The sequence below is a fragment of the Thioalkalivibrio sp. ALJT genome (assembly GCF_000381825.1).
Classification (GTDB): domain Bacteria; phylum Pseudomonadota; class Gammaproteobacteria; order Ectothiorhodospirales; family Ectothiorhodospiraceae; genus Thioalkalivibrio.
Window position 1 is genome coordinate 1 of sequence record NZ_KB907125.1, and the last position, 22,762, is coordinate 22,762.

Below are 22,762 nucleotides of genomic sequence, written 5' to 3' on the forward strand. Positions count from 1 at the left end.
TCGCCTGGTCATATACACGTTTTCGAAATAAATCGGGGCGTTCATGGTGCCAGGCCTTGAGGGTTTCCACCGGTGTCCGGTGCCCAAGCGCCTTCTGCCCGATGTGATGGTTGTACAGCCGCTGGTAGTGTCGCAGGGCGTCGTGCAGGTGCTGACCGGAATCGAAGTGATGCGTCCGCAGCAGGTCGGCGATGCGCCCGTTGAAGCGCTCGACCATACCGTTGGTCTGGGGCCGCTTGGGCCGGATCAGGCGATGCTCGATCCCGTGCTCGGCGCACAGCCGGTCGAACGGGTGACGCCCGGTCGGCTCACGCTCCCCGGTCGCGGCCAATCGATCCGTGAACTCCTTGCCGTTGTCGGTGACAAGGTGGGTGATATGGAATGGCGCTTTCTCGAGAAGCTTCTTCAGAAAGCCGCGCGCGGCTTCGGCGCTCTTGGCCCGTCGCACCTCCAGGTAGACCCAGCGGCTGGCACGGTCGATGGCCACGAACAGGTAGCCCCGCGAGGCCTGATCCGCCATCTGCGGCAGGTACTTCACGTCTACATGCACAAAGCCCGGCACGTAGTCCTTGAACGGCTTGTGGGCCGGCTCCTCGGGCTCTCCTTCCCGTTCCCGCTGCAGGGCCCGAAGGTCGCCCACGCCGTGCCGGCGCAGGCAACGCGCCAGCGCCGCCCGGCTCAACTCCGGGTTCACGAACTCGCGCGCCACAATCAGCAGGTCATCCAGCGACAGCAGGGCCACTTCTCGGACCTGGACCACGATCGCTTCCTGCTCCGGCGTCAGGGTCGTGTGCAGCCGCTTCGGGCAATGCGAACGATCCTCGACCTCTCGTCGGTAGCGCCACTTGCGCACGGTCATCCGGGTGATGCCGTAGCGCCGGGCCAGCTCAGGATCGCTCACGCTCGGCGGCGCTTCCTGCAGCTCTCGCCGGATCTGGGGTGTGGTGCGCGCGTTCGAATGGATCGTACTCGCCATGCTATCCGTCCTGCGTGGGGCTGTCGTACACGATACTCAGCCACTCCTGGGCACGAAACAGGGGTGCCTTCTCGTGCGGTATAGAATCATCCGTTACCCAACAAATATATCTACTTCTACATTATTAACATGATTGCAAGAAAGTTAATACAGAAAAAGGTGAGTTAACTTTGAAGAATATCGCAAACAAAGAATTTAGCGAGTTCGTTCTTTTTTCCGAAGACGAGAACCAAGCCCTAGACCAGCGGAGTTTTGAACGAGAAGTTCGAGGAAAACCTGCTGTCTTCGTCACTTGCCTTGCTCGCAATAAAGACGTCCAGCTCAAGCCTGAGGAGCGCACTCGGCAACTATGGCTGGCGCGGCTGATTGACCAATATGGCTATCCCTCGTCCAGAATTCAGGTTGAATACCCGATTACCTTCGGGCGCGACAGTTCCAAGCGCGCCGATATCGTGGTCTTCGACCCTGACCGTCCTACAGTTCCTTACATCATAATCGAAGTAAAGGCGGCCAAACTGCGCGATGGCAAGGAACAACTTCGCTCCTATGCGCACGCGACAGGCGCACCGCTGGCGATGTGGAGCAACGGGATTATTGCCGAAGTCTGGCACCGCAAGAACCCCAACTACTTCGTCCCTATTCATTACCTGCCACGGGCTGCGCAGACGATTGAAGATATCGTCGATCAACCGTGGACCATTCAGACCCTCATCGACAAAGAGAACGAGCGGGAGCGCGAAGGATCAAAAGCACTGTCGCTGCGCGAGTTAATCGTGGACATGGAGAACGAAGTGCTGGCCAACGCTGGCGTCGATGTCTTCGAAGAAGTGTTCAAGCTGATCTTTACGAAACTCTATGACGAGATGGCCACGCACCGGGGCCAGCACCCGTACCTGCGCTTCCGTAACACCAACACCGCCGCACAACTCAAGCGCGCCATGCAAGACCTGTTCGACGAAGCCAAGCGCAAATGGCCCGGCGTCTTCCTCGAAGATGAACGCATCCGCTTGTCGCCCGATCACCTGCAAGTCTGCGTCGGGTCGCTTGAAGAGTGGAAGCTGTTCAACTCCAATCTCGACGTGATAGACGACGCCTTTGAATACCTCGTGAACAAGTCGTCGAAGGGCGAGAAGGGGCAGTACTTTACGCCGCGCTGGGTCATCGACATGTGCGTGAAGATGCTCAATCCGCAGGAGCATGAAACCGTTATCGACACGGCGTGCGGTTCGGCAGGCTTCACAGTGCATACCATGTTCCACGTCTGGCGTCAGATTATGGAGGACTTGGGGCTAGCGGAAAGCCACCTGTTCACGATGGACCAGAAGCCGCCGCGCTGCGAAGACTACGTGCGCGACAAGGTGTTCGCTATCGACTTCGATGAAAAGTCAGTGCGCGTGTCGCGTTGCCTCAACCTCATTGCGGGCGATGGCGAAACCAACGTGCTGCACCTCAACACGCTGGATTGGACCAAGTGGGACGAGACAGTAAAGGAGGACGAGTGGTCTGACACTTACGGCGACGGGTGGCGACGGTTGCGCAAGCAAAGGGCCAACCCGCGTCAGGCCAACTACCGGTCCTTCAGCTATGACGTGTTGATGGCGAACCCGCCCTTCGCGGGCGACATCAAGCAGTCCGACATGCTGTCGCCCTATGACCTGGCCCACAAGAAGAACGGCAAGTTGGAACGCGCAGTGGGGCGAGACTTGCTGTTCATCGAACGCAATCTGGACTTCCTGAAACCCGGTGGGCGCATTGCCGTGGTGCTGCCGCAGGGCCGGTTCAACAACTCGTCCGACCAGCGTGTGCGCGAGTTCATCATGGAGCGCTGCCGCATCCTTGCCGTGGTCGGTCTACACCCCAACACCTTCAAACCCCACACGGGGACTAAGACCAGCGTGCTGTTCGTGCAGAAGTGGAATGATGATCCCGCAGCCGGGCCGCTTTGTCCGAAGGTGGACGACTACAACATCTTCTTCGCCACGCAGCAGGTGGAAAGCGTGAACAACTCGGGCGAAAAGGTCTATGTGCGCCGGGATGACGGAACCCTTATGCGTGACACTCACGGGCACTTCATCGTGGCCCATGATCTCTACAATCACGAAGGGCTGACGCAGGACGGGATAGCTGAAGCCTTCCAAGAGTTCGCGGCACAGGAGCAGTTCAGTTTTTTTCGTCAAGCCCCTTCGACAGTGAGCGCTTAAGCGCACTGTTGGAGGGGCTTGAAGCCTCTATAGCAAGAGCATCGCAACTGGAACGAACGTCGCGCATAGACGCGGAATACTTCCAAAAGCGTTTTTTGCGGTCTGCGAATTTGATAGCCAAGTGGCAACGCGAGAGCGTGCAAACACTGGCTCGCGTTTCAGACGGAAATCACTTCACCATAAGTGATGCCTTCGTCGATGACGGCATTCCTTATTATCGTGGGCAAGACGTTACGGATCGCTTCTTCGCGGAAACGGCATCGCCTATTTGCATCACGCAGGAGGCATATGACCGCAAATACATGCGACGGTCATATCTTGAACGTGGCGACGTGCTGCTTTCGATTATCGGAACCATCGGAGAGTTAAGCCTTGTTGCCTCAGACGATCCGGCAACATGCTCGTGCAAACTCGCCATTTTGAGGCCGCGCAAGATTGCACCTGAGTTCTTGGCCGTTTTCTTGCGCTCTGAGCATGGCCAAAACCAGATCGAGCGGCTTACGCGTGGCGCAGTGCAAAAGGGTCTGATCCTCGAAGACATGGAGCAACTATGGGTTCCTGATGTTTCAGAGGGCTTCGAGAAGCGTATCGCGAAAGTTGTCCAGTGTGCGCGCAATGCACAGGAAGCGTCCGGGGGCAAGATCAGTGAAGCTGAAGAAACGCTGCTTGAGGCGCTGGGGTTGGCAGACTGGTCGCCGCCGGAACCGCTCAGCTACTCCGCCCGCGCCAGCGACGCCTTCGCCGCCGGGCGCTTGGATGCAGAGCATTTTCGTCCGAAGTACGCGAGAGCAATGGCGCACATTGCTGAAGCGGGGGTGACTATAACGCCGCTGCACGATCTGATTGAGCCATTGCGAAACGGCGTCGACTTGCGTGAGTTCACCGAAACTGGAACCCCATACATCCGCGTTGGTGACATTAAAGGTGGACGGATTGAGGTCGAAACCGCGAAGCGGGTTTCAGACAGCCCTGCCTCAGTCAAAAAGAGCATTCACTTGAAACCGGGCGACATACTGTTCACGCGGAAAGGCTCATTTGGCAACGCGGCTGTGGTCAGTAGCGAGCAGACAGACGCGATATTGAGTACTGAGATCATGCTTCTGCGACTGAACGCGCGCGGGCAAAGCGAGATCGTCCCAGATTACCTCGCAGCGTTCTTCAACAGTCAGTTGGGCAAATTACAAGCAGAACAATGGGCGCATGGAGTGGCGTTTTACAGTGTCACACAAGACGACTTGTACAAGTTCCAAATCCCTCTACCGGACAAAGCCATACAACAGTCGATATCCGCTCAACTCGATGAGGCAGATAGGCTTAGGTATAGATCACGCGAAACTCTCGAAGCCGCCAAGCGTGCGGTCGAGATCACCATCGAAGACGGCGAAGACGCCGCGATGGCCTTACTTGATGAAGCAGAGGGGGCAGATTGATGGCGCTTCCGCCGCACGCTAGGGATTGGCTTGAACGGGCAGAGATCGACTATATCGGCCCGTTCGTAAAAGCATGGGCCGCCTTCAATGCTTGGTATAGGGATGCCAGTGGGCAGGCGAGAGAGCGGGACATGCTCAACTTCGCTATCCGCAACAACAACAGCCGGTTGCGCCGCCGCGTCCTGCCATTGCTGCAACATGACAACGAAACCGCAGAAGCGGAGCGGCTCAAACAGGCAATCTGCGATTTGCAGCTTCAGCTGGACGGCATTCAGTGGGAGGTAACGCCCAAAGGCAATGTCGAGAGAGTATCGCTGCGGGAAGTGTGCATCGCACCCAGGTATCTTCAGAACGAACAAATTGACCGCAACGGGCAACGCTTCACCGCCCGGAAAATCCAAGGTGGGCAGATTGAAGTTAAGGTTGTCTCCCTCACAACTGGGAACGTGAAGTTTGAATACGTGCAGGAGCGGTATGACCCGGCGACCGTCTATGCCCAACCAGAGTTCACAACCGATTTGTCCGCAGCACAGCAACTCAGGCTGCGAGAGTTCTATGACGGATGCAATCCGCGTCCGATGGTGGACCTTGTGCAAGGTGGCGGCCCACATTTGCAGGTATCGACCATGCACTTCCAATGCACCAACGAGGACTTGTTGGCTGGCCTTGTCGAAACGCTCTACGCGATGCGCAATGCCTTGTTGCATGGCGAAGTGGACCCGGACGAGCAAGTGCTTGCCTGCTTCGAACCGGCATATCGAATAGTTATTTCTTTCCTGGAATCAATAAGGTGAATGATAAGAAAAAGAGCTTCATGCTGATATCGGCGGGAATAGCGCAACCAGCCTGAAATTTAACAAGTGGGTGAAGCTGACCGATACTACGCTGCGCTCCGTCCCGGCAGCTTACCCAAGGCGTTATGCGGCAATTGGGGAGTCACACGATGTCAATAGATTCAATCGTTACTGTTCTTGAGCAATATGGAACCTGCGACAGCAGTGGGTCAGACCTTGCCTTTTGCCTCCCTGCCACGGCAGTGACCTAAGGCAAGGCCTGACCCCTTAGGTGCTCTGTTAGGCGCCGAAAATCATGGGGGGGCAGCATGGTAACTGAGAATAAGCGATACAACAGACTGGAAACGTCCAGTGACCACATCTACCTGAATTACTATGGTGGCAACGGGGTGGGAAACCATGAGGTTTTTGGCTACATCAAGTGTAAGCTTGCCCATACAGAAAATGCTTCGGTGATTATCCCCGATCAGATCTTTTTTAACTGGGATGGCGAGCTTAGGTGGATTCAGCCTTTCAACTTCCTGCCGTGCGTCCTCGTAAAGGACGACGATTTCATTGTTTGTGAGTTGTATTTCGATATCTCATGCGGTTTTGTGGTTCGAGCACGTTTCTTCGATAACGGATTCGTTAGAACTTTTCAAGACGGCTCACAGTTGTATAAGTGTAAGTTCTATGTTCCTGATAAGTTCGGTGATCACGCCATCGGCGTTGCGAAACAAGGAGATGATTGTTCTATAGCTGTCCAGCTGTTTCATCACACTAAGCCAGAGACGGTTGATTTGATAAACCGGTCGGGGGCACTTATAGGGTCACGATGGAATATTCAGGGCAATAAAGAGTTAAAAGATTCCGATCATGTCTATTTCACGCCTTTGCATGAGCTGAAGGTAAACAACGACCTAGAAAAAATTGCGATGTCTAGCGAGGCAAGGATTACCCTGGTAAGAGACGGCTTTGAGCCTCCCGGGTTATTATTTCCTGGTTGGGAAGAGGCCTATAAAACAGACATTCTGATCATGGAAGTCTACAGGGAGGACGTCTCATGCCGGAGTGCCACGATGGATTTTTGGATTCCTGTTGAACTTATTTCCCCGCATCATGTAATTAAGCACTCCCCGCCGAACAGCATGGTCTACTACGAAATTTCGGCGCCGTTCATTCATCGCGTACGAATTTGCAAGGGCTCCCGATTGGGATTTTCTGGCTCTGAAATAACAGATTCGGAGGCGGTTCGCTTTCATGACAAGGTGATTATAGGTGATGGAAGAACTCTTGAAGGACTGTTAGCCCCTTTTGATGAAGAGAACACAAGTCAAACATTTGAAATTCAAAAGACCGATCCCCAAAAGACAATCCTGGAGTTCTGGTTCGACCATGCGAATCAAGATCTGTACGGGAAAGGCAATTGTCATGTTATCCAGCCCCAGAGTTAGTAAGCGTCATGGGGTCTACCTTGTCAAAATGGCGTCGGACCTCGATAGGTCGCTGAATCTAAAGGGCTACCGCGCCCTCTCTTACCGCTCGACAGGCGCTTCAACGGCCATTTTTGGGTCGAAAAGCCCAAGCGAAGTGGACACCGATGGCCGTTCGCCGGAAAGCTGGCTGGCCATGCAGCGCCGGCACGACCTCTGGTGTGCACGAAAGCGCGTCAAGCTGGACAGCGTGCGCCCGGTGCGGTTCGATCGGCCTGGCGACGGCGGGCAACCCGTCGCTTAACACCGCAGGAAGTACGCCAGGGAAGTGGCGCCCACCTTTCTCCTGACCTGACATTACGGGGTCGGACCTCGGTAGGCGACTGAAACACCAGACGTTAATGCGCTCTCCTTGCCCATATTGAGCCTTAGACGTGCAGTTTCATGGGCGAGAATGGCCGACTAACGGGCAAGCTAAGAGGACACGCATCTTCCTTCACAATTTCGACGGCTACCGTGGGCTGTGAGCTACATCATGGGGTCGGACCGCGATAAGGCGCTAAATCTAAAAGCCTAATTTCCTCTCTTGGCGCTCCACAAGCGCTTAGACGGCCAATTTTCGGGTCGAAAAGCCCAAGCGAAGTGCGCACCATGGGGTCTACCTTTGGATTTCAGACCTTGGCTTTTGCCCCTGTGGTGGTACGGAGGGCAAAGGGCAAGGTCTGACGCCTTCGGCGCAACCTACCCACAGCCGCAGCGTCTCCGGCGTGCAGCCGATCTTCGGCGCAATGGACTACATCTCCGCATGCTGCGACGAATACTCCTCCCGGTGTTCCCACACCAGCCGCACCGCCCGTTCCCGGACCTCCGGGCTATACCGTGTCATCTCACTCATCGCTCTATCCTCCCCAGGATCAGAGCCTCCGGAAAAGTCGGTACGGTTCAGAAGGCAACGGTTTCCATTTTGGAAACAGTTCGAACCGTTGCACTAAGCACCATGGGGGTCAGAGTCCTTCGGCGCTTCCTTCGCCGGCCTGCGAAATCCAAAGGTAGACCCCTTCGGCGCTTCCCAGCGGCTGTTCGGGGATCTACCAGTGCTCTTCTAGGACGAAGATGAGCTTCGCCGCCTGTGGAGCCGCCCGGATACCCGGAAGCGCCTGCTGGAGGGGCTGGAGGAGAAGGGCTACGGCACGCAACAGCTAGCCGAAGTCGGCAAGCTGATCGAGGCCGAAAACAGCGATCTATACGATGTGCTGGCCTACATCGCCTTCAACATGGCGCCGGTCACCCGGGCCGAACGAGTGGATGCCCACAAGGACCGCATCTTCCGGGGACACGACTACAGCCAGCAGGAGTTTCTGCGATTCGTGCTCGATCACTATGTCGCCCAGGGCGTAAGCGAACTGGACACGGCGAAGCTCCCCCAGCTAATCGAATTGAAGTACCACAGCCTCGGTGATGCGGTGCACGAGCTGGGCCCGGTGAGCAACATCCGAGATGTGTTCGTGGACTTTCAGCAGCATTTGTATTGATGCAAGGCCACGAATAAAGCCGCGGAAGAAGTGCGCACCATGGGGTCTACCTCTGAATTTCGCCCTCCATGGCACCACAGGGGCCAAAGGCAAGGTCTGAAATCCAAAGGTAGACCCCTTCGGCGCTTCCAGCACATCGCGAACGTGGAACATGAGCGGAAGGCCCTGTCGAGCGGCCGTTCAGCGCCCCGTCCAACGCGTTACGGGGCCGTCGGGATCCCCATCAGGCCTGCGGCCATCAACCCGATGGTCGTCAGCACAACCGCCACATTGACGCCCAGCCAGGGCACCAACCTGGGGATGTCCCTGGCGTGCCGTCGAACCCGGATGACCAGCCAAATGGCCACAGGCAGGGGTAACAACCCCGCCAGGGCACCGGCTGGGAGGGCCCCGAACCCTACTGAAACCATCAAGGCCACGTAGGCGCCCATCACCAGCAACGCGAACACAATAGCGGCCCGCTCGCGGCCCAAGACAATGGGAAGATGCCTGCGCCGCACCCGGCGATCAGCGTCGGTGTCCGGAATCTGGTTGACCAGCAACAAGGCGCTACAGAGTAATGCCGGCACCAGTGTCGCTACGAGAGCGACGTTGTCGAAGGTCCCGGTCATCGCGTAATGGGTACCCGGCACCATCAAGCCGATACCTAGCCCCGGAGCCATCAGACACATCAGCGGCGAGCGCACAATCCAGCCCGAATATCCCGTGACCAGTATCAAGCCCATCGCCCCCAATAGCAGCAAGCCCGGGCCAGCAATGATCACCAGCCACAGGCCAATCGCCACCACCAGCCCCAGGGCCACCCACGCAGCCACTTGCACCCAACCGAGGGCGGCCGGCTGCGCTGGCAATGTGCCACTGCCTCCGCTGAATGAGGTCCGGGATGTTTGCAGGTCGAGCCCTGAGCGAAAATCCTCCGCCTCGTTCAACAGATTCACGGCCGCATGGGCCAGCAGAGCGCCCAGCGTCACCAGGACCAGCCGCCACGGATTCCAGTCGGCCTGCGCCGTCATTGCCGTGCCCAGTCCCAGCGCCACGCATAATGGGGTCAGTAGCAGAAACGAAGGCCGGGATGCCTGAATCACCTCCCGCCAGAAGGTTCCATTTCGGGCATGCGCCTCAGCCATTCCGAATCCTCGGTGGTGTCAGAAACAGGCCACGCGCCTGCCGGGTTTTGACGATGTGACAATGGACGGACAATGGGGACAGATTTATTTTCTCACGTCCGTGCCGCTACGGCGGCACACATTGCGATGCAGGATGCCCCCATACCCCCCCAAGGCCAGCGCTTGCTACATCAGGCCGCGATGTTCGCGCCAGACGCGCAGCAGGTGCTCGCCCCCGGCCAGCAGCGCCCGCGGGCATCGGCGGGCATCAAGGTCGGACCTCAGCAAGCCACTGAACGTAATGCGCATGCCGCCCCTTGTGAGGGCCAGTAGCCGTTTGGACAACCCATTTTGGCCGCAAATACGGCACCAAAGGCGTCCCCTACGTAAACGGGTTTCCCCTTCTGCCCGTGCCGGCCCTTCAAGGCAGCAAGTGCCTCGACGCGGGCCGCAGGAAACAGCCACGCCGGGCTGTGGGCCCTCCCTCGAGACCACGTTTGATGGCCGAAATAGCCGATGTAAGGCGGGTTTTCGCACCTGCCGCACCCATTTTTTCCGCTCTTTCAAATGGTTAGCGTGGTCCGCCCCCGTGGCTCCCGCGCGTGACTCCGCCGTGACCTCGGGTGGTCTCGACCCCGTGATCTCGGGGTCGGACCATCAAGCATCTGCTCGGACATGCGGGTAAGCTCGAGCGCGCACGTACCGGATTGCTTCGTGCTCTGGCACAGTGGGGCACCACAGAGGCTATGCGACCCGCCGCGCCGGTCGGTGCGGGAGCATTCCCTGTGCGCGTGGGTCGATGGGATGGAACAACTCGAAGCGCTGACGATGCGCGAGCTCTCAGGGTGGAGAGGGATGAAATGAAGACGGTGATTCTGGCGGGCGGCTTCGGCACACGTCTGGCCGAGGAAACACAATTGAAGCCCAAGCCGATGGTGGAGATCGGCGGCAAGCCATTGCTGTGGCACATCATGAAGCTGTACTCCGCCCATGGCGTCAACGAGTTCGTGATCTGCTGCGGCTACAAGGGCTACCTGATCAAGGAGTACTTCGCCAACTATTTCCTGCACATGTCGGACGTCACCTTCGACATGGCCACCAATCGCATGGAAGTCCACCAGCGCTACGCCGAACCCTGGCGCGTCTCGCTGATCGATACCGGCGAGACGACCGGGACGGGCGGTCGGCTGCGCCAGGTACGCGACTATGTGAAAGATGACGACTTCTGCTTCACCTATGGCGATGTGATATCCGATGTGGATATCACCCGGCTGATTGCCTTCCACCGGCGCGAGGGCCGCCTGGCGACACTGACGACCACCCGCATGCCCGGGCGCTTTGGTGTCCTGAGCCTGGACGGCGGCCGGGTCAGCAGTTTCGAGGAAAAACCGCACAACGGTGGCGGCTGGATTAACGGCGGCTTCTTCGTCCTCTCTCCGCAGGTGCTGGACTACATCACCGACGACACGACCATGTGGGAACAGGAACCCGCCGAGGCCCTCGCCCGCGAAGGCCAGTTCGCGGCCTACACCCACGATGGCTTCTGGCACCCCATGGATACCCTGCGGGACAAGAGCCACCTGGAAGAACTCTGGGCCGCGGGCTCCGCCCCGTGGAAGGTCTGGGACACCAGGTGCTGACCATGGCGGGAAACCCGCTCCTGCGCCGTGCCTATGCAGGCCACACCGTGGTGGTCACCGGACACACGGGGTTCAAGGGCGCGTGGCTCAGCGAATGGCTGCTCATGCTGGGGGCCCGGGTAGTCGGCATCGCCCAGCCCCCGCGTGAGCGCGCGCTTTTCACCGCGCTCGGCCTGGAACCGCGCCTGCAGCACCACATGATCGACATCCGCGATGCCGACGCGCTCAAGAGGTGCATCCTCGATGCCGCTCCGGATTACGTATTCCACCTGGCGGCTCAGTCCCTGGTGCGCCCCGCTTTCGGGGACCCCGTCGCGACACTGTCCACGAACATCATGGGCACGGCGCACGTCCTGGACGCCCTCCGGGCGCTGGACCAGCGTTATGCAGGCACGCATCGCACGTGCGCGGCCGTTCTTGCCACCAGCGACAAGTGCTATGCGTCGCTCGGCGCCGATCAGCCTTTCCATGAGGACCACCCCCTGGGCGGGCATGACCCCTACAGCGCCAGCAAGGCCGCGGCGGAGATCGTTATTGATGCTTACCGGGCCTCGTTCCTCCGCCCGGACGGCGGCAAGGTCAGCGTGGCCTCGGTACGCGCAGGCAATGTCATCGGCGGGGGCGACTGGGCTCCCGAGCGCATCCTGCCGGACTGCATACGCAACCTTGAGCGCGGCGCCACCATCCCGGTGCGCAACCCGGAAGCTACCCGCCCCTGGCAGCATGTCCTTGAGCCGCTCGGTGGCTATCTCACGCTGGCTGCGCGACAACACCAGGCGCTGCAGGATGGGGATGCGGACGCGAGTCGCGCCCTGGCGTCGGCATTCAATTTCGGCCCCGAGGCAGGGGCCAGTCAGCGGGTGCGTGAACTCGTCACGGAGCTGCTGCGCCACTGGCCGGGCGAGTGGGCACATCAAGCCGAGACGAGTGCCCCGCAAGAGGCCGAAAACCTCGCCATTGACTGGAGCAAGGCGGAGCAGGTCCTGGGGTGGTCGCCTCGCTGGGGGTTCAGCGAGGCGGTTGCGCGGACGGCGCTGTGGTATCGCAGGCATGTAGTCGAGGGAGCAGACGCGCTGGAACTGACCAGGGGGGATATCAACGCATATGGATCTTGACGCCCGACCGACAGGCATTCCCGGCTGTCTGGAACTCCGGCCGCGGGAAATCAGCGACCATCGCGGCGCCTTCATCAAGACGTTCCGGGAGGACCGGTTCCGGGCGCTGGGGCTGCCGACGGACTGGGCGGAGCAGTACTACTCGGAGTCCAGGCCCGGCGTGCTGCGCGGGCTCCACCTGCAGCTCCCGCCGTTCGATCACGGCAAGCTCGTCCACTGCATGCGCGGCCATGTGGTGGACGTGGTCGTGGACCTGCGCAAGGGCTCCCCTGCCGAGGGGCAGGCGGCGCGGGTGGAATTGAGCGCCGAAACGCGCAACATGCTCTACGTGCCGAACGGCCTGGCACATGGGTTCTGCACGACGGATGTGCCGGCCACCGTCCTCTACTGCGCCACGACGGTCCATGCACCGGACTTCGAGGCAGGCATTCGCTGGGACTCGCTTGCAGTCGCATGGCCACTCAGTGCGCCCACGCTCTCCGCGCGCGACGCGCGCCTGCCGCCGCTCTCCGCATTCGAGAGTCCCTTTGTCTTCGATCCCGACGCACAGGCCATTGCAACACCATGAGTCTGCGACACGCCCTGGTCACCGGCGCCACCGGATTCGTCGGCCGGCACCTTGTCCGCCATCTCCTGGATACCGGCTGGCGGGTCCATGCACTCGTGCGTCCGGGCTCCGAAACCGACGTGCTCCCGGTGGAGACCGCAGCCATCACGGTGCACACCACCGACGGCTCCTCCGACTCCGTGGAGCAGGCCGTCGCAACCGCCCGCCCGGATGTCGTATTCCACCTCGCCTCCCGGTTCGTCGCGCAACACGGGCGGGCGGACATCACACCCATGATCGAGTCCAACCTGCGCTTCGGCACCCAGCTCGCCGAGGCGATGGTGCACGCCGGCAGCAGCGCCCTGGTCAACACCGGCACCCCCTGGCAGTACCGTGAGGGCAGCGACTACAGCCCGGTCAACCTCTACGCCGCGACCAAGCAGGCCTTCGAGGATCTACTGCAGTACTACGCGGACGCCGACGGCCTGCGCGTCATCACCCTGGCGCTCGCCGACACCTACGGCCCCGGCGATCCGCGCCCGAAGCTGCTGCCGAAACTGGCCGCCCACGCGACGGGTCACGCGCCACTCCCGCTCAGCCCCGGAGAACAGCACCTGGACCTGGTACACGTGCGTGACGCCGCCAGGGCATTCCGCATGGCGGGAGAACACGTCCTCGAGTGCGCACCGGGCCACCGCGCCCGCTACGCAGTCACCTCGGGTAGCACCCTGTCCCTGCGGGAGCTGGTCGCCACCATCGAATCCGTCGTCGGGCAGCGCCTGCCTGTGGCCTGGGGTGCACGCCCCTATCGGCCGCGCGAGGTCATGCGGCCCACGATCGGCACCCCACTGCCCGATTGGGCCCCGGAGATCGCGCTTCGCACGGGACTCAAGGAGCTGTTTCCATGATCACCATCCTCGGCGCAGGCCTGGCAGGGCTGAGCTGCTCGTACTATCTCGGTCACGACAACTGCATCGTGTTCGAGCGCAACGCCCACGCCGGTGGCCACATTCACAGCCAACAGCGCAACGGCGTCGTCTGGGACGAGGGGCCGCACATCTCGTTCACCCGGAACCCGTACGTCCGCGAGCTGTTCGAGCAAAGCGTCCAGGGCGATGTCCGCGAGATCCCGGTCCGGGTGGGCAACTACTACCATGGCCACTGGATACCCCATCCCGCGCAGTCCAACCTCTGCGCCGTCCCCGAGCCCCTGCGCACCGAGTGCCTTGACGCGTTTCTCGCCACTCGGCGCAGCGCCGAGGAGCCGCACGCGCCCGCGAACTACCAGCAGTGGCTGGATCAGGCATTCGGCCCCACCTTTGCCGCGCGCTTCCCCCGCGCGTACACCGAGAAATACTGGACCGTCCCGCCCGAGGCACTGGCCACCGACTGGGTCGGCCAACGCGTCTATTACCCGGACGAGGACACCGTAATCCAGGGCTATCACGGCCCCCAGGATCGCTCCACGCACTACATCCGTACCGCGCGCTACCCCAGCCGCGGCGGCTATCGGGCGTTCGCGAGCGCACTGCTCGAGGGCGCACCCGTCCGCTTGCAGACCGCCGTCATCGGGATCGATCTGCGCCGGCGCGAGATCCAGCTCGCGGATGGCACCGTTCACCCGTATCAGCAGCTCATCAACACCCTGCCGCTGCCGGAATTCGTCCGCATGATCCCCACGGCCCCGCCCAGGGTGCAGGAAGCCGCCGACGCACTGCAGTGCTCCTCGCTGCTGCTGGTAAACATCACCGCCAGGAACGTCGCCACACATCCGTTCCACTGGTTTTACGTCTACGACCGCGACAAGTTCGCCACCCGGGTGCACCATGTGGACCGCCTGTCACCGCACAATGCACCGGCCGGGACAACGGGCGTCCAGGTGGAAGTCTACGCCTCCCGCGCCCGGCCCTTCACGCGCAGCCATGAGGCGATCGCCGCAACGGTCGTCCGGGAGCTGATCGAAATGGGCGTGATCGAGCACTGCGATAGCGTCCACACCCAGTTCATCCCCTGGGCCAACGTCATCTTCGACCACGCCCGGCGCGAGGCCCAGGATACGATCCTGTCCTGGCTCGCCGACCAGGGCCTGGCTCGCGAACCCGACGACCTGGAACCGATGACGGACTGGGATCAGGCCCTGCCCTCGCCCCGGGGGTCCATCGCGCTGGCCGGGCGCTTCGCGCAATGGAAATACTTCTGGACGGACGACTGTGTGCTGCGCGGGCGGCAGCTCGCCGGTCTGCCCACCCGCACAGCCGGGGGCTGACAACATGGCCACCCGAAACCCCGCGCCCGCCCATCCGGACGCGACGCCCGCGCTGCCCGATAAGCGCCCTCTGCTCACGATCGCCATCCCGTCCTATAACAACGCCGAGACCGTCGGGACGGCGGTCACAAGCGCCCTGGAGCAATCCGATCTGGAGTCCTGCGAGATCCTGGTGGTAAACAACGCCTCCACGGACGGAACGGCGGACGTGCTCCGCCGCCATGTGCACAACCCGGTTCTGCGCGTCGCCAACAACCCCGAGACCGTCGGCCTCTGGGAGAACCACAACGTCTGCCTGCGGAAGGCGCGAGGCGACTACGTGCTCTTCTGCCATGCCGATGACCACCTCGACCGGCACGCCGTGCACGCAATCAAGCGCAAGCTGGAGCAGCGCGACTACCCCGAGCGCTACATCCTCTGGGGCCACAGCCTGTTCCGCGACTATTACGCCCCGCTTGCCAACGCAGGGCTGACCACGGGCAAGCTGTTCGCCGGCCTGGCCGCAGTGCGGCCGTTCATCAATGTCGGCCTGACACCCTCGGGCACTTGCTACGCCCGCGAACTCATCGACCACGGCGGCTTCTTCCCCGTGGACAATCTGGCCCCTTCCGACTCCTCGTCGATGGTCTGGGCTGCCCTGCAGGGCTTTCGCTTCGAGATGATGGAAGACATCCTGTTCCACCGCCGGGACGCCTCGACGGCCCTGAGCACTTGCAAACGCAGCGAATACATCCCGCGCTTCAAGGCTGCCTGGACGCCCCTGCTTGAGCGCATCGACGACAACACGGCGGTCGATCTCGTCCGTGCCAGCCAGGCTGTACGCTGGGTCAATCCGGGCTTCTACGCCTGCCTGGCCGACCGCATCCCGCGGGAAGTCCGCGAACGCATGCTCATCAAACTCCTGGAAAGCCCCCTCCACGCGATACGGCCACCGTTCTGGACAACACTGATGCGCTGCGCCTTCAAAAACTAGCTCCGGTCGCCGGGAGAATACGCGCACACTCCATCCTCCTGGTGAGCCGTGCAGGCGCCTGGTAATGACGGATCACCGCCAGAAGAATCGCAGATGCGAACGCTCTTGCGGCGGACCGCAGCGATGATCAGCCCGGCCAGCGGCATGCGTCCTTCAATGACTCGCGCTACGAAGAGACCGTCGATAACCGGAAGTCCGCGCACTCGTCGGAACACCATTTCCGCCCGCCCGGGCGGCCATCGTGGCATGGAAGCGCCGGGGCTTTGACAATCCCACTGGCGGCAGGGATATTGCCTCGAAGGCCGCTCGATTTCACAGGCCTGAGCTTTGCCCTTGAACACGGAGGTGAGAAATGTCCGGCGACAAGTTTCTTCCCATCATTTATGTGCGCGGCTATGCCGGCAGACAGGGCGCTGTCGAAAACACCGTGAATCTGCCGTATTACGGCTTCAACCTGGGCAGCACCCAGACCCGCACCGGCCCCGAAGGTGACCCGGAATTCAGCATCTTCGAGAGCCCACTCGTCCGCCTGATGAAGGATTTCGGCTATACGGATTTCTTTGCTCGCGTCACGCCGAACGGCGATGTGGAACTGCTGAATAACGAAGCCGATCAATATGAGGAATCGGGTTTTCCTCAAAAGGGCCTCTGGATCTACCGATATTATGACGAGACCTCAAACTGGGCCGGCAGAGGGGAGCGCGAAACCATCGAGACCATTGCAGATGGACTGCACACCCTGGTCGACTTCGTGCTCGACAAGACAGGGGCACCCGCCGTCCACCTCGTCGCCCATTCCATGGGGGGGCTGATCTGTCGCAGTCTGATCCAGCGCACACTGCGTGAAGAGGCACAAGAAAAGATCGCGAAGCTCTTCACCTATGCGACACCGCATCGCGGCATTCATTTCCGCAAGGGGCTGGGTGCGTTGACCATGATCCGCGACCTGACCGGAATCAACGAAGCGGATACCTTTGGCCTCCGCCGCATGCGGGAGTTTCTTGCAACACCGGATGCAACGCTGGACGACGTTCATCGCATAACCCATTTCCCGACCGACCGCGTGTTCTCCCTGATCGGGACGAACCACTCGGATTACACCGTGACCCCTTCTAGAATCGCGGTGGGCCCGGCAAGCGACGGGCTGGTGATGAACAAGCATGCTTATGTCAAAGGCAGCCGGCGCGCCTACGTGTATCGCAGCCATAGCGGGCCGCAGGGCATCGTGAATTCCGAAGAGGGCTATCAGAACCTGCATCGGTTTCTGTTCGGTGACACCAGCGTGCGCATCCGGCTGGAGAACTTGCGTCTCGCCCCGAAATATCGGGACGACGAAACGCTGCGTTATCTGATGATCGAAAATCAGGTACTGATCCGTGGTGGCGAAGTCATGATGACCGACCAGCGTGAGGAACGCGGTTCGGCCTTGACGATCGGCGCACGGGACGGCGAGCAAGAACCCCTTACGTTGTTTCGCGTCTACCTCTCCAGCGCATGCCGGCCGGAGGGAGAACGCCACTATTCCAGCTTCCAGATCCGCCTGGGCATCCTGCCCCATCATGTCAGAGGCCGGCGCGTCCTCAGCGACAGACACTTCTTTGGTGAGCGCCTGTTCCACAAGGCGCTGACGGTCGCGATTCGCGATGACGACAAACGTGGCGGGCGTCTGGTCAAGACCGCATGGACCGAAATCGACGACGACATGCCACGCAGCGGAACCCGTTACGACAACGCACAGGACATTCGCATCCCGCTCGCAAGCAAGGCGTTCGTCAGCGGTGAAATCGTGCTGTCGGTGACCGACGAGTAGCATGCTGGCCGGCCGCGCTCGGGGGCGACCCTTCCGAGCCGGTCGGAAAGGTCTCGATGATGACAGTTCCGGGCCTCCCGCTGGCTCAGGGGGACGCTCGCTTACAAGCCCGTTTGATAGCGCGAATGCCCTGCATGAGCACGCGTTGCGCGCCTGTTGGCGCTCGTTTCCACCTTGTTCTTTCCGTGGGTTACCGTTGCCCGGCCTCGTAATGGGCAACCGTCATATTCATGGGCGCATTGGAAGACGGGCCGAATAAAACGCCAAATCCGGCCCCGTTTCCATTCTTGCTGCGGGCGAACAGGGCCGCCCGGAGCCGTCCTGCTTATGGACGGTCTCCCCCTTCAAGGAGTACGAAATACCGAGAACCTCGTCGCAGACTGAACGCGGGTAATTCATCTCCTGCATGGCCTGCACGATGTCGTCGAGTACCGCCACGAATTCGTCCACGCATGACGTTCATGCCGGTATGCGTCTCCAGCATGGATCGCCCGGTATATTCCACCGGTCCTCCCGGTCCGGCGCCGAGGAACTCCTTGACTAGTTCCCGGGCGTGGTCGACCTGGTCGTCGGTCAACGCCCAGTACCAAGGGCCAATGGTCGGATTCTTAAGGAGACGCTGATTGAATCGCACGTCCGCGCTCGAGTCGCTTTTGCGTGCGTTTAATGCGCAGTGACGGCCGTGCAGTCATTCTGCTACAGGTGAACCGCAACGCTGTGCGCACACCCGTTTTTGATCAGCAACGGGCGGCCGAGCCCCTTCTTTCAATGACTTGCGGGGTTGGCGCCCCCCCCCCCGATTCTGAATATATACGGCCCGATCCTGCGTTGCACCCCGAATCCATCAGAAACGGGCGGGTAGAACCACCACCCGCTGTTTGAGGCGCCTTGTCTCGGAACGTTTGTCTCGAACAACTGGGGGGCACCAACGCGGACGTGTGATTCAATCAGCGTCTCCTTAAGGTGAAGTTCGACAAGGCGGTTCACCAGCTTGTCGATACCGGCCTGACCGCCGAGCCGGTCGTAGAGTACTTCGGTTTCGGACATGACAATCACCCCCTATGCTCTGGTTAATCGGAACGATGCATCGAGCACCTACAGGGAAGACGTGACATTTGCTGTCACGATACGGACCAGGAGACGTGAGAGATGGCGGAGCCAGACCTGACACCGGTACGCGCGGCCCTCGACGCCGGCGACTTTGCCCGAGCACGCGACCTGATCAACAACCTCGACATCCCGCCTTCGGCGGAGCTGCTGGAGCTACGGGCCATGGCGGCGTATGGAGGTGGAGACCTGGAAGGGACTCTGGCCACATATGGCGACCTGTACCGCCTTCATCTCGAGAACGAGGCGCCCTGCGAGGCAGCCCAGGCCGCCGTAAACGTGGCCATGTATCTGATGATGGATTCAGGCCTGATGGCACCCGTACGCGCCTGGCTGTCACGGGCCGAGCACCTGCTCTCCGATGCACCGGACAATCCGGTGTGGGCCTGGGTCGCTGCGGTAAGAACCTACGAACGCCTGATGTGCGGCGACATGCCGGGGACCGGGCACTGGGCGCAGAAGGCGATGGAAGGGGGACACAGGCATGACCTGAAGGCACCGGCGATCATCGGACAGGTGGCTCACGCCAGGGTCCGTATCCATGACGGCGCGATCAACGAAGGACTGAATGCGCTGGACGATGTAGCCGTGGAGCTGAGCGCCGGCAATCTCGACCCCCTGACCTCCGGGCAGATGTGGTGCGAGGTCATTTGCGCGATGCAGTGGATCGGTCAACACGACCGTGCCGAACAGTGGACCGAAGCCATGGAACGCTGGCGCCAGGGTGCCGCGTTCGGGGGCCTTGGCGGCCGCTGCCGAGTCCACCAGGCAGAGATCAAGCGCCTGCGGGGACCCTGCGATGCGGCCGAGCAGGAGGCATTGCTGGCGTGCGAGGAACTGCGCCCCTGGATGCGCCGCGAGTACGGCTGGCCACTCACTGAACTGGGCAACGCACGCCTGCGCAAGGGCGATTTCGCCGGGGCCGAAGAGGCGTTTCTGGCTGCCCATCAGCATGCCTGGCTTCCCCAGCCGGGCTTCGCCTGGCTGCGGCTGGCCCAGGGGCACATTGAAGAAGCCTATGCGATGATCGAGAACGCACTCGAACATCCGTTCGACATCCCCTCGAAGGAGCGCCCACCTACCGGGGCCCTGCGCAGGGCCCCGTTGCGCGATGCCGAGGTGGTGATCGCACTGGCCGCCGGGCACACGGATGTGGCGCACGCCGCCGCGGTGGATCTGGAGGCCACCGCGGAGACCTATCAGAGCCAGACACTGCGCAACGCAGCCGTCGCGGCCCGGGGACGTCTGGCGCTCCATGACGGACAAACCGCAGAGGCGATCCGTCTGTTGAGTACTGCCGTCACGGCATGGGTCTCGCTGCGCATGCCCTTCGATGCAGCGACCCTGCGCATCGACCTGGCCGAAGCCTATCGTGCGGCGGGCGACAGCCGGACGGCCGAGCAGGAACTCGAGGCAGCCTGTAGCGCGTTCCGGGAGCTCAACGCCGCTCCCTGGGCGGAACTCGCCCGCGAACGGGCACCAGAGAAACTGGCGCAGGCAACAGCCGAACCCGAACGCTGCGTCTTCCGCCGGGAGGCGGACATGCGGACGGTGGCTTACGCCGGTTCCACCGTGCGCGTCAAGGACCTCAAGGGCATGCGCTACCTGGAGCGTCTGCTGGCAGAACCCGGTCGCGAATTCCACGTCCTTGACCTGGTGTCGGCCGAACGCGGGGCGTTGCCGGTCACCCGGCTTACGGAGGACCTCCGGATCGATGCCCAGGTCGGACTGGAGGTCTTCGATTCCAGGGCGCGCGAAGCCTATCGACAACGACTTGCCGAAACGGAAGCGGATATCGAAGAGGCCGAGGCCGACAACGACCTTCACCGAGCAGAACTGGCACGCGCCGACCGCGAATTTCTGATCAACGAACTGCGCCGCGGCGTAGGCCTGAACGACCGTGCCCGAACCGTGGGGGACGGCGTAGAACGGGCACGCACCAGTGCAACCCGGTCACTGCGTTATGCCCTCGACCGGATCGCCCGGCACCATGCGGGTCTCGGCGAGCACCTCGAACGGACCGTACGCACCGGCACCTACTTCACTTACGAGCCCGACCCTCGGGCACCCGTCGAGTGGCAAATCTGACCGCATCGCGTTCGCATTGCCATCCGGCCAGTACAGGGCCGGAATTCGATCCCCCTGCAAGCCCATGATTTCGATCAGGCGGACCGAAAACAGGACACGCGTGCTCCAGGGGTCAAGGAAACACGGATCCTCGAAACGCACACTGTTCAGCGGCGACAAGCATGCGCGGACGTTTTACCCTCAAGCTCAGTGATCGAGTAAGGGGCTGATCATGCCGTTTCCCGCACAGAAGACGAAGATCGTGGCCACCGTGGGACCAGCGTCCGACTCACCGGAGACGCTGCGACGAATGATTCTGGCCGGGCTGAACGTGGTGCGACTGAATTTCTCGCACGGGGATGCTGCGTACCACGGCGAGGTAATCGGCCGCATCCGTGAAGCCGCGCGTACGACGGGCAGACGCGTTGCGATCCTCGGGGATCTGCCAGGCCCGAAGATGCGGATCGGCGCGCTGCGCGAAGAACCGATCGAACTGGAAGCCGGTCGGGCCATTACGCTGACCACGGAGGATGGCCCTGGCGATGCCTCGCGCATCAGCGTATCGGTTCCCGGACTGTCGGAGGCGGTGCGCCCGGGCGATGCGCTCTTTCTGAACGATGGGTACATCGAGCTGGAGGTGGCATCGGTCGAGGGCGAAGATGTCATCTGCCGCGTGCAGAGCGGTGGCGAACTGCGCTCGCGCAAGGGCCTGAACCTGCCGGGCATTGATCTCGGCATTCGCGCCTTTACCCTCGACGACCACGAGTGGCTGCGATTCGCGGCGGAGCATCGCGTCGATGCCGTCAGCCAGAGCTTCGTGGTCGACGGTGACGACATCCTGGCCGTGCGCAAGGCGGCGGAGGCGCTGGACTACAACCCGTTCATCATCGCCAAGATTGAGCGGGCCGCGGCGCTGGAACAACTCGACAGTATCCTGGAAGCGGCGGACGGCATCATGGTGGCACGCGGCGACCTGGGGGTGGAGATCCCGATCGCGAGCATCGCCCGCGCCCAGCGCCGGATCACTCGACGCGCGAACCAGTATCACCGCCCGGTCATTACTGCGACCCAGATGCTGGAGTCGATGGTCACCTCGCGCCGCCCGACCCGCGCGGAGGCCACCGACGTGGCCAATGCGATCCTCGGCGGCACCGATTGCGTGATGCTCTCCGGCGAATCCGCGATGGGGCGCTATCCGGTAGAGTCCGTCGCGATGCTCGCGTCCATTGCCCGCTCCATCGAGCCGGAGCGCGACACGGGCATACCCCCCGATGGGCCCGATGGCCCCGATGGCCCCGACGGCCTCGATAACCTCGATGACCACAACGCAGGCGGGCATGACCGCGCCGTCGATCTGATCGTACGCAGCGTGTTTCACACCGCCCAGCGATGCCAGCCACGTGTGATCCTCGCGCCCACTCTCAGCGGCGCCACCGCCCGGCGCATTGCACGCCTGCGCCTGCCCTGCTGGACCGCGGCGTTCACCCCGGATCCTGCAACCGCGCAGGGCCTGCAGTTCTCCTACGGCGTCCAGCCGCTGCAGGTCGCCGAGGACCGCAGCGACTGGAACGCGTTTGTCCGCACCTGGCTCGCCGAGAACGCCATCAACGACGGCATCGCCCTCCTCGTCCAGGGCCCCTCGGTCCCCAACCCGGCCGGCAACCACCGTCTGGAACTGCTCGAACTCGACGACTCCGAAAGCAGAGCGCCGTCATCGGATCAGTAGCCAGTCGGGCCAGCCCACGCAACGGTCGGGCCCCGGAAACTTTTCGAACCTTTAAATCAA

17 protein-coding genes and 2 pseudogenes are annotated in these 22,762 nt (G+C 61.5%); 14 read left to right on the plus strand and 5 right to left on the minus strand.

The annotated features are described in order from the left end of the window. The coding region (locus tag G332_RS0106800; protein ID WP_019626249.1) for an IS481 family transposase at positions 1 to 976 on the minus strand (976 nt) is incomplete at its 3' end. 170 nt (positions 977 to 1,146) lie between these two features. Between G332_RS0106800 and G332_RS0106805 the strand changes: the two genes are divergently transcribed. The 4 genes from G332_RS0106805 (at position 1,147) to G332_RS0106820 (ending at position 6,834) form a co-directional block, all read left to right on the plus strand. Continuing rightward, positions 1,147 to 3,177 (plus strand): N-6 DNA methylase, encoded by a 2,031-nt coding sequence (locus G332_RS0106805; RefSeq protein ID WP_081619775.1) that lies wholly within the window; start codon positions 1,147 to 1,149, stop codon positions 3,175 to 3,177. Positions 3,178 to 3,314: 137 nt separating this feature from the next. Beyond that, positions 3,315 to 4,607, plus strand: a complete 1,293-nt coding sequence (locus G332_RS0106810) for a restriction endonuclease subunit S (protein ID WP_156000789.1) — start codon at positions 3,315 to 3,317, stop codon at positions 4,605 to 4,607. After that, positions 4,607 to 5,401 (plus strand): hypothetical protein, encoded by a 795-nt coding sequence (locus tag G332_RS0106815; RefSeq protein WP_019626252.1) that lies wholly within the window; start codon positions 4,607 to 4,609, stop codon positions 5,399 to 5,401. Before G332_RS0106810 ends, G332_RS0106815 begins: the two co-directional genes overlap by 1 nt. 308 nt (positions 5,402 to 5,709) lie before the next feature. Then, on the plus strand, positions 5,710 to 6,834 hold the full coding sequence (locus tag G332_RS0106820; protein WP_019626253.1) for a hypothetical protein: 1,125 nt from the start codon (positions 5,710 to 5,712) through the stop codon (positions 6,832 to 6,834). 775 nt (positions 6,835 to 7,609) lie between these two features. On the opposite strand, the pseudogene G332_RS13070 reads toward G332_RS0106820, so the two are convergent. Then, positions 7,610 to 7,708, minus strand: a pseudogene (locus G332_RS13070) (IS3 family transposase); the annotation flags it as partial. Between the two features lie 223 nt (positions 7,709 to 7,931). Between G332_RS13070 and G332_RS13255 the strand changes: the two are divergent. After that, positions 7,932 to 8,345: pseudogene (locus G332_RS13255) on the plus strand (type I restriction-modification enzyme R subunit C-terminal domain-containing protein); the annotation flags it as partial. A gap of 200 nt (positions 8,346 to 8,545) precedes the next feature. Here G332_RS13255 and G332_RS0106835 read toward each other — a convergent pair. Both G332_RS0106835 and G332_RS13825 read right to left on the minus strand, forming a co-directional pair. Continuing rightward, positions 8,546 to 9,472, minus strand: a complete 927-nt coding sequence (locus G332_RS0106835; RefSeq protein ID WP_019626256.1) for a prenyltransferase — start codon at positions 9,470 to 9,472, stop codon at positions 8,546 to 8,548. A 165-nt stretch (positions 9,473 to 9,637) separates the two neighbouring features. Beyond that, positions 9,638 to 9,760: a hypothetical protein gene (locus tag G332_RS13825; protein ID WP_019626257.1), complete on the minus strand. Its 123-nt coding sequence runs from the start codon at positions 9,758 to 9,760 to the stop codon at positions 9,638 to 9,640. 551 nt (positions 9,761 to 10,311) lie between these two features. On the opposite strand from G332_RS13825, the gene rfbF reads away from it, so the two are divergent. The 7 genes from rfbF to G332_RS0106875 all read left to right on the plus strand — a co-directional run bounded on the left by rfbF (position 10,312) and on the right by G332_RS0106875 (position 17,802). Next, positions 10,312 to 11,091 carry a glucose-1-phosphate cytidylyltransferase gene (rfbF, locus tag G332_RS0106845; protein WP_019626258.1) on the plus strand — a complete coding sequence of 260 codons (780 nt, stop codon included), beginning with the start codon at positions 10,312 to 10,314 and terminating at the stop codon, positions 11,089 to 11,091. A 2-nt stretch (positions 11,092 to 11,093) separates the two neighbouring features. Then, positions 11,094 to 12,206, plus strand: a complete 1,113-nt coding sequence (rfbG, locus tag G332_RS0106850; RefSeq protein WP_156000791.1) for a CDP-glucose 4,6-dehydratase — start codon at positions 11,094 to 11,096, stop codon at positions 12,204 to 12,206. Beyond that, the gene (locus G332_RS0106855; RefSeq protein ID WP_019626260.1) at positions 12,196 to 12,774 is read left to right on the plus strand and encodes a dTDP-4-dehydrorhamnose 3,5-epimerase family protein; all 579 of its coding nucleotides are present in this window, start codon (positions 12,196 to 12,198) and stop codon (positions 12,772 to 12,774) included. Before rfbG ends, G332_RS0106855 begins: the two co-directional genes overlap by 11 nt. Next, positions 12,771 to 13,661, plus strand: coding sequence for an NAD(P)-dependent oxidoreductase (locus G332_RS0106860; protein ID WP_019626261.1), 891 nt, complete (start codon positions 12,771 to 12,773; stop codon positions 13,659 to 13,661). The genes G332_RS0106855 and G332_RS0106860 overlap by 4 nt, the downstream gene beginning before the upstream one ends. After that, complete coding sequence (locus tag G332_RS0106865) at positions 13,658 to 15,019, plus strand: NAD(P)/FAD-dependent oxidoreductase (RefSeq protein WP_019626262.1); 1,362 nt, start codon at positions 13,658 to 13,660, stop codon at positions 15,017 to 15,019. The genes G332_RS0106860 and G332_RS0106865 overlap by 4 nt, the downstream gene beginning before the upstream one ends. Positions 15,020 to 15,023: 4 nt before the next feature. After that, positions 15,024 to 15,992: a glycosyltransferase family 2 protein gene (locus G332_RS13075; protein WP_019626263.1), complete on the plus strand. Its 969-nt coding sequence runs from the start codon at positions 15,024 to 15,026 to the stop codon at positions 15,990 to 15,992. A 352-nt stretch (positions 15,993 to 16,344) separates the two neighbouring features. Beyond that, positions 16,345 to 17,802, plus strand: a complete 1,458-nt coding sequence (locus tag G332_RS0106875) for a triacylglycerol lipase (RefSeq protein WP_019626264.1) — start codon at positions 16,345 to 16,347, stop codon at positions 17,800 to 17,802. A gap of 228 nt (positions 17,803 to 18,030) precedes the next feature. Here the strand turns inward: G332_RS0106875 and G332_RS13770 are convergent, their stop codons facing one another. Beyond that, the gene (locus G332_RS13770; RefSeq protein WP_019626265.1) at positions 18,031 to 18,252 is read right to left on the minus strand and encodes a hypothetical protein; all 222 of its coding nucleotides are present in this window, start codon (positions 18,250 to 18,252) and stop codon (positions 18,031 to 18,033) included. A 699-nt stretch (positions 18,253 to 18,951) separates the two neighbouring features. On the opposite strand from G332_RS13770, the gene G332_RS0106890 reads away from it, so the two are divergent. Together G332_RS0106890 and pyk are read left to right on the plus strand one after the other, a co-directional pair. Then, positions 18,952 to 20,997, plus strand: a complete 2,046-nt coding sequence (locus tag G332_RS0106890; protein WP_019626267.1) for a hypothetical protein — start codon at positions 18,952 to 18,954, stop codon at positions 20,995 to 20,997. Positions 20,998 to 21,208: 211 nt separating this feature from the next. Beyond that, on the plus strand, positions 21,209 to 22,702 hold the full coding sequence (gene pyk / locus G332_RS0106895) for a pyruvate kinase (protein WP_026340683.1): 1,494 nt from the start codon (positions 21,209 to 21,211) through the stop codon (positions 22,700 to 22,702). The last annotated feature ends 60 nt before the right edge of the window (positions 22,703 to 22,762 follow it).